Below are 14,847 nucleotides of genomic sequence, written 5' to 3' on the forward strand. Positions count from 1 at the left end.
ATAAGCAGATGATTATAAGATAAGCAATTACTATTTTACCGAATATAAGAATAAAAGAAAAGAGGACAAACACATGAGCAAAATTACAAGAGATCAGAGAAAATTCAAATTTGAGACATTACAGCTTCACGTAGGACAGGAACAGCCGGATCCGGTTACAGATGCAAGAGCAGTACCAATCTACCAGACATCTTCCTATGTATTCCGCAACTGCGATCATGCAGCAGCACGTTTCGGACTTGCAGATGCCGGTAACATTTACGGACGTCTTACAAACCCGACAGAGGACGTATTTGAGAAGAGGATCGCAGCACTTGAGGGTGGCTCCGCAGCACTTGCAGTAGCATCCGGTGCAGCAGCTATCACATACACGATCGAGAACCTTGCACAGCAGGGAGATCACATTGTAGCAGCCAAAAATATTTACGGCGGTACAACAAACCTTCTGGAGCATACGCTTCCGGCATACGGAATCACAACAACATTTGTTGATGTATTCAATCTCGAGGAAGTGGAGAATGCGATCCGGGAGAACACAAAAGCTGTTTATATTGAGACTCTTGGAAATCCAAATTCTGATGTTGTAGATATTGAGGCTCTTGCAAAAATCGCTCACAAACATAAAATTCCGCTTGTTGTAGATAATACATTTGCAACACCATACCTCGTAAGACCAATTGAGTACGGCGCAGATATCGTTGTTCATTCCGCAACAAAATTCATCGGTGGCCACGGAACTACTATCGGTGGTGTGATCGTAGAGAGTGGTAAGTTCGACTGGGAGGCATCCGGCAAATTTGCATCTCTTACAGAGCCAAACCCAAGCTATCATGGCGTAAGCTTCACAAAAGCATGCGGACCGGCTGCATTTGTTACAAAGATCCGTGCGATCCTTCTTCGTGACACAGGAGCAACAATTTCTCCGGTGAGCTCCTTTATTTTCCTTCAGGGACTTGAGACACTGTCTCTCCGTGTAGAGCGTCATGTTGAGAACGCACTGAAGGTTGTACAGTATCTGAATGATCATCCGCAGGTAGAGAAGGTTCATCATCCGTCTGTATCCACAGATCCAAGCCAGCAGGAGCTTTATAAGAAATATTTCCCTAACGGCGGCGGTTCCATCTTTACATTCGAGATCAAGGGAGATGCACAGAAGGCAAAAGATTTCATTGATAACCTTGAGCTGTTCTCACTTCTTGCAAACGTTGCAGATGTGAAATCCCTTGTTATCCATCCGGCTACTACAACACACAGCCAGTGCACAGAGGAAGAGCTTCTTGATCAGGGAATCAAGCCAAATACGATCCGTCTTTCCATCGGAACTGAGAATATCGATGATATCATCCAGGATCTTGATGAGGCATTCAAGGCTGTCCAGTAAATAAGACAATTAAATAAGAAGAACACTTTCTGAAATCAATAGCACAGAAAAATCTGCTCCGGAACATATGAGAACATAGTCCCGGGGCAGATTTTTTGTGTGCTTATCTGGAGAATTCAAAAGTGGGAAGATCCGTGTCGATGGCACTGAGGATGCATGGATCATGTGCGATTTTTTTCAGGCGGATTCCGATGCCACAAGTTCTTCTAATGTTCCGAAGGTATATCCCATCTCTTCCCATTTTGTCAGTAGCTCATCCAGAATGGAAGCATTGGTGGAAGAGGTGCTATGCAGCAGCACGATGGCACCCGGATGGATCCGTCCCAGAAGCTTTTCAAAAGCTTCTTTTTTCGAAGGCTGCTTATCCTGATACCAGTCCACATAAGCCAGACTCCAGAAAAAGGTGTGGTATCCCATCTCTTTTGCCATCTCTAAATTTTCCACGCTGTAAATGCCCTGGGGCGGGCGATAAAATTTTGTCATTTCTTTTCCGGTGGTTTCCTTATAAAGAACCTCCACATCTTCAAGCTGCTTTTGAAAGGCTTCCTTTGTGGAGATGCCGGACATATCCGGGTGTGTCATGGTGTGGTTGCCTATGGTATGGCCTGCATCTACGATCTCACGGATCAGTTCCGGTTTTTCACGGATCAGAGTCCCCACAACAAAAAATGTGGCATGTACCTGATGCTTATGTAAGGCATTCAGAATGGCAGGCATATTTCCATTGTCATAGCCTGCGTCAAAGGTAAGATAGATTTTTTTCTCATCGCTATCGGCTGCATACCAGGCATTGTATTTTTTTAATTCTTCCATAGAAGCATTTCCTGTGGGCCGTTTGCCTTCTTCCTGAAAACCGAGCCCCCAGTTTTCATTTTGGAATGTCATAGAAGCAGAAGAGGTCTGGCTGTTTTTGGTAGAATTCGGATCGGATCGTGGGTCGGAAGTAAAATGAGAATAGATCTTTCCTACAAGACTGCCAAGAGCAAAAGCCATGACAAAGAAAAAAATAAGACGGTAGATGTGTTTTTGTTTCATGGGAACCTCAGAGAAAATGGAGTTATTAATATGTTTATGAACACGAAGCAGAAGATATGAAAGCAGAAGATCATGAGATCATGTCTGTGAGACAGAGGTCAAAATAAGCAAAAAATAAGAGTCATCAGCGATTGATTTCTTCTGCCGATGACTCTTTTAATTTTCATTATCCAATGGAATATACCTCTCATTTCTTAGATTTAAAACTTATACGGAATTAAAATTTACGTTCTCGGTGGTCCGTACCTCCTTGTTTTAATTATAATGGAAAATCGTTAAATCTTCTGGTGGACTGTACCTCTCTTTCTTAGATTATGGGAAGTAAGTTATGTTTTCGGTGGGTTCACGCTCCTTTTTGATTTAGTTTTTTGTTTTCCGTTTGTTTTATTTGATGGTTAAACTATAACAGATAAAATGGAAAATGTCAACACTAAATTTTAAAAATAATAAAAATATATTTAAAAAGAAAAATAATAAAAATAAAACAACAAAAAAATCAGATAATATCGAAACCAGATAAAAGGTATAGACCAAAACCTTTTCGGACAAGATACCTTTATGAACATAAGAAGAGAATCACAAAGTGCAGGAGATCATAAACAGTATTATTATTTTCAAGGAGGGAAAAACTTATGCTACGTTATCTGCCTGTTCGAAAAGTTCATGCAAGACAGGTCCTTGATTCCAGGGGGAATCCTACAGTGGAAGCGGAAGTGACGGTAGGTGAAGGAATTGTGGGGATTAATGGATACACAGGAAGAGCCATGGTGCCGTCCGGAGCATCCACAGGTAAATTTGAGGCTGTGGAGCTACGGGACGGAAACCGGGAGGAATATCTGGGACAGAGTGTGAAAAAAGCAGTGGAAAATATCAATACACGTCTGGCAGATGCCATTATCGGAGAGAATGCCCTGAACCAGGCATGGATCGATCATCTTTTGATCGAAACCGACGGAACGGAGAACAAAAGCAGTGCAGGAGCCAATGCCACGCTGGCAGTATCTCTGGCAGCAGCCCGCGCAGCAGCCGGGGCCCTTCGGCTTCCTCTTTATCAGTATCTGGGCGGCTGCCATACCATGCAGCTTCCGGTACCGATGATGAATATTTTAAACGGGGGAAAGCATGCGGACAATACGGTAGATCTTCAGGAGTTTATGATCATGCCAACAGGAGCTTGCTGTCTGGAAAAGGGTATCCGTATGTGTGCGGAAGTCTACCAGCACTTAAAGCTTCTTCTCCGGGAAAAAGGACTCTCCACAGCGGTTGGAGATGAAGGCGGCTTTGCTCCGGATCTTTCAGATTCGGAGGAAGTGCTTACCCTGATCGTTCATGCCATAGAAAAAGCAGGATATAAGCCAGGAGAAGAGATCACCATTGCCATTGATGCAGCCTCCAGCGAGCTTTATGATGAGGAAAAGGGCGTATACTTTTTCCCTGGGGAGAGCCGCATGAAAGGAGAAAAGATCTACCGGGATGCCGGTGAGATGACAGAGTATTATGAAAAACTGGTGGAAAAATTTCCCATTGTTTCCATTGAAGATGGTCTCTGGGAGGACGACTGGGAAGGCTGGAAATATCTGACGGAACACCTGGGAAAAAAGATCCAGCTGGTAGGCGACGATCTGTTTGTCACCAATATCAAACGGCTGCACTGTGGCATCGGACTTGATGTTGCCAATGCTATCCTTATTAAAGTAAACCAGATTGGAACTCTCACGGAAACTCTGGATGCGGTGGAGATGGCTCAGCATGCCGGGTATCGTGCAGTGATCTCTCACAGGTCCGGGGAAACAGAGGATTCCTTTATCGCAGATCTTGCAGTTGCCTGTGGGGCGGGACAGATCAAAACAGGCGCACCCTGCCGTTCGGACCGGAACGCCAAGTATAACCAGCTTCTGCGGATCCACGAACAGCTCGGAGCTCTTGGAAGATATAAAGATCCTTTTGCAAAAAAATCTCAGAAAAAGCCCTGCATAAAATAAACGGAAAATGGTTGAAATCCCGGTTTAGCTATGGTAAAATAACCTCTAGTTGATTAGGAGGTGTAACCGCGTGAACATTTTGAAGATTATTCTGACTGTAATTTATGCAATAGATTGTATCGCTCTGACTGTTGTCGTACTGATGCAGGAGGGCAAGCAGCAGGGTCTTGGCTCTATCGCCGGAGTAGCTGATACTTACTGGGGTAAGAATAAGGGCCGTTCCATGGAAGGTGGTCTTGTAAGAGGTACCATTATCATGGGAGTTATTTTCTTTGTACTGTCAATCGTACTGAACATTATCTGATCTGCCAGGGGCAGAACAGAAGTTGGTAACACTCTTGCTGCGTTAGCATGCAGAAGAAACTCGGATGGGGACTTCTTTTGTTAATCAGCAGGAGTGTTTTTGCGTTGATACAGGGGCACGGGTGAGCCTTCCTCCGGAATGATAACAGGCTAAAAATGAAATATAAATATGAAACAGGAGAAAATGTGAAAAAATCGAAAAATTTTGAAAAAAGAAAAAAGTTTATAATGGAGCTTCTGGGAGATCCGCTGTATAAGCCCATGCGCCTGCGTGAGATCGCATCTCTTCTTCAGCTGGATAAGAGTGAGAAAAAAGAGCTTTTTGACGTGCTGGACGAGCTTTGCGCCCAGGGCAAGGCTGAAGTAGATAATAAAGGAAGATACAGCAAGGTTTCCGGCAAGCGCAGAGACAGACGAAAGAATAAAGAAGCTCTGAAGGCAGAAAAGCCGGAGCGTGGCCGTAAGGGAAGAGAACGCAGAGAGAAGAATCATGAGGAATATCGTTTCTCCGAGAAGGACGGAACCCTCATGGAGGGAACTTTTATTGGCCATTACAAGGGCTTTGGCTTTGTGGAAGTGGAGGGTCAGGAACAGGATATTTTTATTCCGGAAAATGACACGGGAAGCGCCATGCATCAGGATAAGGTGCAGATCCTTGTACGGAACGGACATAAAGAGGGAAAACGTCAGGAAGGCGTTGTGCTGAAGATTCTGGAAAGGGGAATGCCTTCAATCGTGGGAACATACCAGAGCAGCCGTGATTATGGCTTTGTGATCAGTGATAACCCCAAATTTTCCAAAGATATCTTTATTTCCAGAAAAAACTCCATGGGAGCAAAGGACGGAGACAAGGTAGTTGCAGAGATCACAGATTACGGCTCCAGAAACCGGAAGCCGGAAGGAAAGATCACGGAGGTGCTGGGAAACTTACGTTCACCTGGAACAGATATCCTTGCTATTGTGAAGAGCTTTAACATACCAAGTGTATTTCCTGACAAAGTACTTCGTCAGGCTGACCGTGTGCCGGATCATGTACAGGAAGCGGATCTGGATGGAAGACTGGATCTCAGAAATCTTGTTACAGTTACCATTGACGGTGAGGATGCAAAGGATCTGGATGATGCCATTTCCCTGACAAAGGAGGATGGAATCTACCATCTGGGTGTGCACATCGCAGACGTGAGCAACTATGTTCAGGGCGGCAGTGCCCTTGACAGAGAGGCACTGAAGCGCGGAACCTCCGTCTATCTTGCAGACCGTGTCATTCCCATGCTCCCGGAGCGGCTTTCCAACGGTATCTGTTCTCTGAACCAGGGACAGGACCGTCTGACCTTAAGCTGTCTGATGGATGTTAATGAAAAAGGAAAGGTGATTTCCCATAAGATTGCAGAAACCGTGATCCGTGTAGATGAGCGTATGTGTTACACAGATGTGAAAAATATTCTGGAGGATACCGACGAGGTGGCGAAGAAACGCTATGAAGCTCTGATCCCCATGTTTTTCCTGATGAAAGAGCTTTCCGGGATCCTGCGCAGCCGTCGTCATACAAGAGGTTCCATTGATTTTGATTTTCCGGAGAGTAAGATCATCCTGAATGCGGCAGGAAGAGCTATTGATGTGCAGCCCTATGAGGCCAATGTGGCAACCAGGATCATTGAGGATTTTATGCTTCTTGCCAATGAAACTGTGGCACAGGAATACTGCACCGGAGATTATCCCTTTGTATACAGAACACATGAAAATCCGGATCCGGAAAAGATTGAAAGTCTTTTGATGCTTCTTCATAATGAAGGAGTCAACATACAGAAATCCGGACAGGAGATCACGCCTGGTGAGATCCAGGAGATCCTGGAAAGTATTGAGGGAATGCCCAATGAGGCACAGATCAGCCGACTGACCTTGCGTACCATGAAACAGGCAAAATATACTACGGAATGCAGCGGACATTTCGGACTTGCAGCGAAGTATTACTGCCACTTTACTTCTCCGATCCGAAGATATCCGGATCTTCAGATCCACAGGATCATCCATGACCGTCTGAGAGGCAGACTGGTAAGGGAAGGACGTACCGAGCATTACAAGGAGATCCTGGATGAAGTGGCGCGTCAGTCCAGTGTGTGCGAACGGCGTGCAGACGAAGCGGAAAGAGAATCCGATAAGCTGAAGAAAGCAGAGTATATGTCCTATCATCTCGGAGAGGAGTATGAGGGGATCATCTCCGGCGTTACAGGATGGGGACTTTATGTGGAGCTTCCGAATACCGTAGAAGGACTGATCCATATCAATACATTACGAGATGACTATTATGTATTTGACCAGGATGCATATGAACTGCGGGGAGACATGACAGGAAAGATCTTCCGTCTTGGGCAGAAGGTCCGTGTCCGTGTGGCAGATGCGGATAAAATGCTGAAAACCGTGGATTTTGTCCTGGCTGAGGAAGACTGAGGGAGCGCGAAATGGCAAAAAAAACAGGAATGAAACTGATCGCAAATAATAAAAAGGCTTTTCATGATTATTTTATCGAGGATACTTATGAGGCCGGGATCGCACTTGCAGGAACCGAGGTGAAATCCTTACGTTCCGGTAAATGCAGCATCAAGGAGGCCTTTGTCCGTGTAGAAAACGGAGAAGTTTATGTATATGGAATGCATATCACTCCTTATGAGAAAGGAAACATTTTTAACAAAGATCCTCTTCGTGTGCGTAAGCTTTTGCTGCATCGTTACGAGATCAATAAGATCGAAGCTAAATTAAAGGAAAAAGGATTGACTTTGGTACCACTGAAGGTTTATTTCAAGGACAGCCTGGTAAAAATAGAGATTGGCATGGCACGTGGTAAAAAGCTTTATGACAAGCGCCAGGATATTGCAAAGAAGGATCAGAGAAGAGAAGCGGAGCGAGACTTTAAAGTAAAAAATCTTTATTGATCGACTGGTTTCAATTGAAAAAGTAAAAGTATGATAAAATGCGGGGAATGAGAAATGACAGAGGTACAGGAAAGACGTAAAAAAACGGTAGAAGCATCGATGACGGAGCAGGTTCATCTGATCATGCAGCAGCATCTGAACGGAGGCGGAAGACTTTTTGGCGGAGCACTGATGCAGTGGCTGGATGAGGTTGCCGGAGTGGTAGCTATGCGTCATGCGGAGACATATCGGGTGGTAACTGCGGCAGTGGACAATCTTCAGTTCAAGCATGCGATCTATGAGGGAGAGATCGTAGTACTTAAGGGATATGTGACTTATGTGGGAAGAACTTCCATGGAGGTCGAGATCGATACGTATGTGGAACAGCCGGATGGCATGCGTCATACTGTAAACCGGGCATTTTTTGTGATGGTGGCTGTAGATGAAGACCAGAAACCGATCCAGGTGCCGGAACTGATCATTACCACAGAAGCGGAAAAAGCCCGGAATGAAGCTGCGAAAATGCGCCGTGATATGCGCAGACAGCGAAGGGAAAACGGGTTCTGACCTCAGCTGTTCCAATTTTTGACATAGTTTAAAATATCTAAAGATTCTGTGAAATTCAGAACGGTCAGGTTGACAAGAAAGTGATACTCTGTAATAATAGAAAAGGAAAACCTGACAGCGAATAGGACCATTTTATATGGAGGAGATATAATGAAAAAACGTTATTTGATTCTTGCCGGAATTCTTGCAGCGAGCATGCTTGCAGCCGGTTGCGGAAAGAAGAACTCTGTGGCACCGGAGCAGAAGGTGGAGGCAACGGCAACCCCGACGGTAACGGAAGCTGCGAAAACGGATGTGGTGGAGATGCAGACCTCTACGGATGAAACAGCAAATATCAAGAACGTAATGGGAACCAAGAGTGAGACCACTACCAGTATTGTATTTACCAATAAGATGAACTCCACGATTTCTGCAATTTATGTCCGTCCTACCAGAGATGATGGCGATGACAGTGATGAGACCTGGGGAAGCGATCTTGTAAATAGTAAATTCACACTGGCTTCCAACGACAAGGCTGTTTATTATATGGAGAAGAGTCAGAAGGACGATAACGGAGATACAGCAACAAGCTTTGATGTAAAGATCACATTTACTGACGAAGAGCAGAATGAATGTTTCTTCCGCCAGCTGCCGCTTCTGACGATCTCACAGCTGAGCCTGTGCATGGATGGTGAGGGTGAAGACGGAATTCCATATGCTACATATCTGGCGAGCGGAAGCACCAAGGAGGTGTCTACCCTGAAGGATGTAAAGGCAAGGCTTGGCATTGAGGATGACAGTGAAAGTGACAGTGACAGTACAGATTCTTCAGACAGTACGGCTGTGACTCCGACTCCGGAGAGTTCTGATGATAATGGAGACAGTACAGACAGCAGTTCGTCCGGCAGTTCGGACTCCACATCCACACCGGATCCAACATCTGCACCAGCTTCCTCTGATTCTTCCGATGCGGATCCTACGGAAGCACCATCCGGCGAGGATGATCCGGCATCTGTAGCAGCAAGATATATCGGTCAGTCCATGTCTGAGCTTGAGAATGCATGTGGCAGCCCAAATGGCAGTGATTATGAGGACGAGCCGGAGTCCGGTAAGACAGGTTATTATTATTATGATACGTTTACGGTATCCACAACTTTTGACAATGACGGCAATGAAGTTGTATCCGGCGTATGGTAAAGGAGAATAAACATATGAAAAGAGTGTTACTGAAATTAAGCGGAGAGGCTCTTGCAGGAGAGCAGAAGAGAGGCTTTGATGAAGCAACTGTTACAGAGGTTGCCAAACAGATCAAGACGATCGTGGATGAAGGACTTCAGGTTGGTATCGTGATCGGAGGTGGAAACTTCTGGAGAGGACGTACCAGCGGAGCCATGGACAGAAGCAAGGCGGATCAGATCGGCATGCTTGCTACTATCATGAACTGTATCTATGTGTCTGACATCTGCAGATATGTGGGACTTAAGACAGAGGTGTTTACCCCGTTTGTATGTGGTGCATTTACCACACTTTATTCCAAGGATGCTGTAGAAGAGAGCTTCGCAGAAGGAAAGGTTGTATTCTTTGCAGGTGGTACCGGCCATCCGTATTTCTCTACAGATACAGCTACTGTACTTCGTGCTGTTGAGATCGGCGCAGATGCCATTCTTCTTGCCAAGGCTGTTGACGGAATCTATGACAGTGATCCGAAGGTAAATCCGGATGCCAAGAAGTATGATGAGATTTCCATCGATGAAGTAGTTGCAAAGAAGCTGGCAGCTATGGATCTTACCGCTTCCATCATGTGTATGGAGCAGAAGATGCCGATGCTGGTATTCGGTCTTGATGAAAAGGATAGCATCGTCAATACCGTACATGGCAAGTTCTCCGGAACAAAGGTAACCGTGTGATCAAAAGGGAATAATAAAAAAAACCATACAGGGAGATATGTGAAATGGATGAGAGAATTCAGGTATACGAAACAAAAATGGGAAAAACACTGAATGCTTTGGAGAGTGAGCTGACAACCATCAGAGCCGGCCGTGCAAACCCGCATATTCTTGACAAACTTACCGTAGATTATTATGGAGCACCGACTCCGCTCCAGCAGGTTGCAAACATTTCTGTACCGGAGGCACGTATGATCCAGATCCAGCCGTGGGAATCCAGCATGATCAAAGCGATCGAGAAAGCGATCCTTTGCTCTGATCTGGGATTAAACCCGAGCAACGATGGAAAAATGATCCGTCTTGTTTTCCCGGAGCTTACCGAGGAGCGTCGTAAAGAGCTGGTGAAGGACGTTAAGAAAAAAGGCGAGGGTGCCAAGGTTGCAGTAAGAAATATCCGTCGTGATGCCAACGATGCATTTAAGAAACTTGCAAAACAGGATGTTTCTGAGGATGAGATCAAAGAGCTTGAGGATCAGATCCAGAAACTTACAGATAAGTACATCAAGGAAGTTGACAAGGCGATCGAGAACAAGTCTAAAGAGATTCTGACTGTATAATTGTAAGAAATACGAGGATAGAGAGGGCTTCTTTGAAGAAGCTCTCTTTCTGTATGGAGGAGATTTATGAACGTACCAAATCATATCGCGATCATTCTGGACGGAAACGGACGTTGGGCAAAGGAACGAGGAATGCCGAGAACCTACGGACATGTAAAGGGATGCGCCAATCTTGAAAACATTTGTTATGATATCAAAGACCTTGGGGTGAAATATCTTACGGTTTACGCTTTTTCCACAGAAAACTGGAAACGCTCCAGAGAAGAAGTGGAAGCACTGATGAAACTGTTCCGCGGTTATCTTAAGAAATGTATCAAGATTTCCAAGAAAAATAATATGAAGATGAAAGTCATCGGAGATGTTACTGCCTTTGCACCGGATATCCAGCAGAGTGTCCGGGAACTGGAGGAATATTCCAAAGATTTTGACGGTATTTATTTTCAGCTGGCATTAAATTACGGAAGCCGTGATGAGATCCGCCGTGGAATGCAGAAGATGGCACAGGATGTAAAAGACGGAAAAGTTGAGCCGGATGGCATTACAGAAGATACGATTGAGAGCTATCTGGATACTGCAGGTGTACCGGATCCGGATCTTTTGATCCGCACAAGCGGTGAGCAGCGGCTTTCCAATTTCCTGCTTTGGCAGCTTGCCTATTCCGAGTTTTATTTTACACCGGTTGCATGGCCGGATTTCAATAAAGAAGAGCTGATCAAAGCCATCGAGAAATACAATCAGAGAGACAGACGCTACGGTGGCGTCAAGGAGGAGTAGATCATGTTTAAGACAAGACTGATAAGTGGTATCGTCCTTGTCATTATTGCCCTGGCAACTATCATTTCCGGAAGCTGGATCTTATTTTTTACACTTCTGGCTGTTTCACTGATCGGAATGAGAGAGCTTTACAAGGTAATGAAGGTAAGCGATGAGCATGTTACTGTGCTGGAACTTGTAGGATATCTTGGAGCAGTGCTTTATTATATTGCCATGAAAGCTGATTTTGGAAATTACGGAACAATGGCGATCATCATCAGTATGATCCTGATCCTGTTTGTTTATGTATTCGGTTATCCGAAATACCATGCAGAACAGGTGATGGCAGCATTTTTTGGAGTTGTATATGTTGCTGTGATGCTTTCCTTTATCTATCTTACCAGAAGCCTTCCGGACGGAAAATTCCTGGTATGGCTGATATTCCTGTGCTCCTGGGGATGTGACACCTGTGCTTACTGTGTGGGAATGCTTATCGGAAAGCATAAAATGGCGCCGGTTTTAAGCCCGAAGAAATCCATCGAGGGAGCTGTAGGAGGCGTTGCGGGAGCGGCGCTTCTTGGAGTGATTTATGCAGCAGCAACACAGGGAAAAATGGCTGAGTATGCCTTGATCTGCGCAGTTGGAGCTCTGATCTCCATGGTGGGTGATCTGGCTGCATCTGCGATCAAAAGAAACCAGAACATCAAGGACTATGGAAAGCTGATCCCGGGCCATGGAGGAATCCTGGACCGTTTTGACAGTGTGATCATCACAGCCCCTGTTATTTACTATCTTGCAAAAATGATTCTTGGAATTTAGGAGACATTAAAATGAAGAATATTGCAATCTTAGGTTCTACCGGCTCCATCGGGACCCAGACACTGGATGTGGCAAGAAAAAACGAAGACCTTCGTGTTGTTGCAGTCAGTGCAGGCAAAAGTGTGGAGAAGCTGGAAGAGCAGATCCGTGAGTTTCATCCGCTTCTGGCAGCAGTCTGGGATGAAGAAGCAGCCCGGGATCTGAAAACGCGTATTGCGGACACGGATACAAAGGTAGTCAGCGGAATGGAAGGACTTCTGGAGCTTGCGTCCATGCCGGAATCAGAAATTCTTGTCACCGCGATCGTGGGAATGATCGGGATCCGTCCTACCATGGAGGGAATCCGTGCCGGAAAGGACATTGCCCTGGCAAATAAGGAAACCCTTGTCACAGCCGGTCATCTGATCATGCCCATGGCAAAGAAATATGGCGTATCTATCCTTCCGGTGGACAGTGAACACAGCGCTATTTTCCAGGCTATCCACGGAGAAGAAAACAAAGAGATCCACAAGCTTCTGATCACGGCATCCGGTGGTCCCTTCCGCGGACGTACCACAGAAGAGCTGCGAAGGGTCACTGTTGCAGATACTCTGAAGCATCCAAACTGGGTAATGGGACGAAAGATCACCGTAGATTCCGCAACCCTGGTAAACAAAGGGCTGGAAGTTATGGAAGCCAAATGGCTGTTTGACATGGATCTGGATCATATTCAGGTGGTGGTGCAGCCGCAGAGTATCATCCATTCCATGGTGGAGTTTAAGGATGGTGCGATCATGGCACAGCTTGGAACTCCGGATATGAGACTTCCGATCCAGTACGCTCTGTACTATCCGCACAGACGATATCTGGATGGAGACCGCCTTGATTTCACGAAGCTTCATGAGATCACATTTGAGGTTCCGGATATGGAGACATTCCGGGGACTTCCTATGGCGATCCAGGCATCCCGGGAGGGCGGAAGTATGCCGACTGTCTTTAATGCAGCCAATGAGCTTGCAGTAAAGAAATTCCTGGAGGAAAAGATCGGCTTTCTGGATATTTATGAGATTATTGCACAGTCTATGGAAAGACATAAAAAAATCGCACATCCGGATCTGGATGAGATCCTTTCTGTAGAGCAGGATACTTATCAGTGGATCGAAAGCAGGTGGTAAATTGAGATTTGTGATTGCTGTAATTATTTTCAGTGTTGTGATACTGATCCATGAGCTGGGACATTTTCTTCTGGCAAAAAAGAACCATATCGAGGTATTGGAATTTTCTCTTGGTATGGGACCCAGGATCATAAGTACGGTAAAGGGCGGCACACGTTATTCCGTGAAACTGTTTCCTCTTGGAGGTTCCTGCGCCATGGCCGGAGAGGATGCGGAAGATGACAGTCCGGGAACCTTTAATTCGGCTCCTGTGTGGGGCAGGATCGCAGTGGTTGCTGCCGGTCCGATATTTAATTTTCTGCTGGCATTTGTTTTGTCTGTGATCATTGTAGGCTGTATGGGCTATGATCCGGCAACCGTATTAGAAGTAACCCAAAATTCTGCTGCGGAAAAGGCCGGATTGAAAAAGGGCGATGTGATCACGGAATATCAGGGCTACCATATTGATCTGGGGAAAGATCTTTATGTATATTCGTATCTCAACGAACTGAAAGAGGGAGATACCATCCGGCTGAAAGTAAAACGTGATGGAAAGGAACAGGAGATTTCCTATAAACCAGATGTAAATGTGCGGTATCTTCTTGGCTTTAACCGTTCCGATGTAAATTCCATGACAGTGGAATCACTGATCAAGGGAATGCCACTGGAAGAGGCAGGTCTGGAAGCAGGCGATGTGATCACGAAGATCAACGGTGTGGAGGTTCCGGATGGAAATGCATATGAAAAATACATCGAGGAGCATCCGTTATCCAAGAAACCTGTGACGATCACCTATGAGCGTAACGGACTGGAATATGAGGCAGAGATAACACCAAGGGAATACAGAACACCGGTTTCCGGTTTCGGATATAACACATACAGTGAAAAAACTTCCGGCTTTAATGTTCTGAAATATGGTGCTGTGGAAGTGAAATACATGATCCGTACTACGATCTTAAGCCTGAAAGAGCTTGTGACCGGTCACCTTGGAATGAAAGACTTAAGTGGTCCTGTGGGTATTGCGGATGCCATTGGCGACACTTACGAACAGTCCAAGAGTGAGGGAACGCTGATGATCTGGATGAATTTGCTGAATATGGCAGTTCTTCTTTCTGCAAACCTGGGAGTGATGAACCTTCTTCCTCTTCCTGCGCTGGATGGAGGAAGGCTGGTATTTCTGGTGGCAGAAGCGATCCGGAGAAAACCGGTAAACCGTCAGGTAGAAGGCATGATCCATTTTGCAGGGCTGATGCTTTTGATGGCGTTGATGGTTATCGTTATGTATAATGATATTCTGAAGATATTCTGATGAGGATTATGAAGTAAAGATATATAAAAGATGGAATGGTCAGGAAGATGTCCGGATTGTTCCATCTTTTTTTAATGAAACATATGAAACCAAGATGAAACACATGAAACAAGATTGACATTCTATTTGTAACTTTGTACAATCAAAAATGTAGATAGCGATATTAAATCGTGC

Annotated in this window: 14 protein-coding genes; 13 read left to right on the plus strand and 1 reads right to left on the minus strand. The window is 45.3% G+C overall.

Annotated features, from left to right (window positions below):
- Nucleotides 1-73: 73 nt before the first annotated feature.
- A complete protein-coding gene (locus DMI82_RS13680) occupies nt 74-1,381 on the plus strand; it encodes an O-acetylhomoserine aminocarboxypropyltransferase/cysteine synthase family protein (RefSeq protein WP_059086385.1) in 1,308 nt (435 codons plus the stop codon).
- 177 nt (nt 1,382-1,558) lie between these two features.
- Here DMI82_RS13680 and DMI82_RS13685 read toward each other — a convergent pair whose 3' ends face one another.
- Complete coding sequence (locus DMI82_RS13685; RefSeq protein ID WP_110103622.1) at nt 1,559-2,416, minus strand: polysaccharide deacetylase family protein; 858 nt, start codon at nt 2,414-2,416, stop codon at nt 1,559-1,561.
- A gap of 632 nt (nt 2,417-3,048) precedes the next feature.
- Between DMI82_RS13685 and eno the strand changes: the two genes are divergently transcribed.
- The 12 genes from eno (at nt 3,049) to rseP (ending at nt 14,673) form a co-directional block, all read left to right on the plus strand.
- Nucleotides 3,049-4,398 (plus strand): phosphopyruvate hydratase, encoded by a 1,350-nt coding sequence (eno, locus tag DMI82_RS13690; RefSeq protein ID WP_110103623.1) that lies wholly within the window; start codon nt 3,049-3,051, stop codon nt 4,396-4,398.
- Nucleotides 4,399-4,468: 70 nt separating this feature from the next.
- On the plus strand, nt 4,469-4,702 hold the full coding sequence (secG, locus tag DMI82_RS13695; protein ID WP_021652956.1) for a preprotein translocase subunit SecG: 234 nt from the start codon (nt 4,469-4,471) through the stop codon (nt 4,700-4,702).
- Nucleotides 4,703-4,857: 155 nt separating this feature from the next.
- Nucleotides 4,858-7,149 (plus strand): ribonuclease R, encoded by a 2,292-nt coding sequence (rnr, locus tag DMI82_RS13700; RefSeq protein WP_110103624.1) that lies wholly within the window; start codon nt 4,858-4,860, stop codon nt 7,147-7,149.
- An 11-nt stretch (nt 7,150-7,160) separates the two neighbouring features.
- A complete protein-coding gene (gene smpB, locus DMI82_RS13705) occupies nt 7,161-7,631 on the plus strand; it encodes an SsrA-binding protein SmpB (protein ID WP_021652954.1) in 471 nt (156 codons plus the stop codon).
- Between the two features lie 54 nt (nt 7,632-7,685).
- Entirely contained in the window at nt 7,686-8,177 is a 492-nt protein-coding gene (locus tag DMI82_RS13710) for an acyl-CoA thioesterase (RefSeq protein WP_021652953.1), read from the plus strand.
- Nucleotides 8,178-8,327: 150 nt separating this feature from the next.
- Complete coding sequence (locus DMI82_RS13715; protein ID WP_110103625.1) at nt 8,328-9,353, plus strand: hypothetical protein; 1,026 nt, start codon at nt 8,328-8,330, stop codon at nt 9,351-9,353.
- A 14-nt stretch (nt 9,354-9,367) separates the two neighbouring features.
- Entirely contained in the window at nt 9,368-10,063 is a 696-nt protein-coding gene (pyrH, locus tag DMI82_RS13720) for a UMP kinase (RefSeq protein WP_021976283.1), read from the plus strand.
- Between the two features lie 44 nt (nt 10,064-10,107).
- On the plus strand, nt 10,108-10,659 hold the full coding sequence (frr, locus tag DMI82_RS13725) for a ribosome recycling factor (RefSeq protein WP_015526785.1): 552 nt from the start codon (nt 10,108-10,110) through the stop codon (nt 10,657-10,659).
- 66 nt (nt 10,660-10,725) lie between these two features.
- Nucleotides 10,726-11,433, plus strand: a complete 708-nt coding sequence (locus DMI82_RS13730) for an isoprenyl transferase (protein ID WP_015526784.1) — start codon at nt 10,726-10,728, stop codon at nt 11,431-11,433.
- Nucleotides 11,434-11,436: 3 nt separating this feature from the next.
- The gene (locus tag DMI82_RS13735; protein ID WP_015526783.1) at nt 11,437-12,231 is read left to right on the plus strand and encodes a phosphatidate cytidylyltransferase; all 795 of its coding nucleotides are present in this window, start codon (nt 11,437-11,439) and stop codon (nt 12,229-12,231) included.
- An 11-nt stretch (nt 12,232-12,242) separates the two neighbouring features.
- Nucleotides 12,243-13,385, plus strand: coding sequence for a 1-deoxy-D-xylulose-5-phosphate reductoisomerase (gene dxr / locus DMI82_RS13740; protein WP_015526782.1), 1,143 nt, complete (start codon nt 12,243-12,245; stop codon nt 13,383-13,385).
- Between the two features lie 10 nt (nt 13,386-13,395).
- Entirely contained in the window at nt 13,396-14,673 is a 1,278-nt protein-coding gene (gene rseP / locus DMI82_RS13745) for an RIP metalloprotease RseP (RefSeq protein WP_286188030.1), read from the plus strand.
- Nucleotides 14,674-14,847 lie beyond the last annotated feature (174 nt).

This window comes from Blautia sp. BCRC 81119 (assembly GCF_003184505.1).
GTDB lineage: Bacteria > Bacillota > Clostridia > Lachnospirales > Lachnospiraceae > Blautia_A > Blautia_A fusiformis.

Excerpts from the sequence above, each read along its gene's own strand:
- DMI82_RS13680 (WP_059086385.1), top strand. The coding sequence starts at position 74 with ATGAGCAAAATTACAAGAGATCAGAGAAAATTCAAATTTGAGACATTA.
- DMI82_RS13685 (WP_110103622.1), bottom strand. The coding sequence starts at position 2,416 with ATGAAACAAAAACACATCTACCGTCTTATTTTTTTCTTTGTCATGGCT.
- eno (WP_110103623.1), top strand. The coding sequence starts at position 3,049 with ATGCTACGTTATCTGCCTGTTCGAAAAGTTCATGCAAGACAGGTCCTT.
- rnr (WP_110103624.1), top strand. The coding sequence starts at position 4,858 with ATGAAATATAAATATGAAACAGGAGAAAATGTGAAAAAATCGAAAAAT.
- smpB (WP_021652954.1), top strand. The coding sequence starts at position 7,161 with ATGGCAAAAAAAACAGGAATGAAACTGATCGCAAATAATAAAAAGGCT.
- DMI82_RS13710 (WP_021652953.1), top strand. The coding sequence starts at position 7,686 with ATGACAGAGGTACAGGAAAGACGTAAAAAAACGGTAGAAGCATCGATG.
- DMI82_RS13715 (WP_110103625.1), top strand. The coding sequence starts at position 8,328 with ATGAAAAAACGTTATTTGATTCTTGCCGGAATTCTTGCAGCGAGCATG.
- pyrH (WP_021976283.1), top strand. The coding sequence starts at position 9,368 with ATGAAAAGAGTGTTACTGAAATTAAGCGGAGAGGCTCTTGCAGGAGAG.
- frr (WP_015526785.1), top strand. The coding sequence starts at position 10,108 with ATGGATGAGAGAATTCAGGTATACGAAACAAAAATGGGAAAAACACTG.
- DMI82_RS13730 (WP_015526784.1), top strand. The coding sequence starts at position 10,726 with ATGAACGTACCAAATCATATCGCGATCATTCTGGACGGAAACGGACGT.
- DMI82_RS13735 (WP_015526783.1), top strand. The coding sequence starts at position 11,437 with ATGTTTAAGACAAGACTGATAAGTGGTATCGTCCTTGTCATTATTGCC.
- dxr (WP_015526782.1), top strand. The coding sequence starts at position 12,243 with ATGAAGAATATTGCAATCTTAGGTTCTACCGGCTCCATCGGGACCCAG.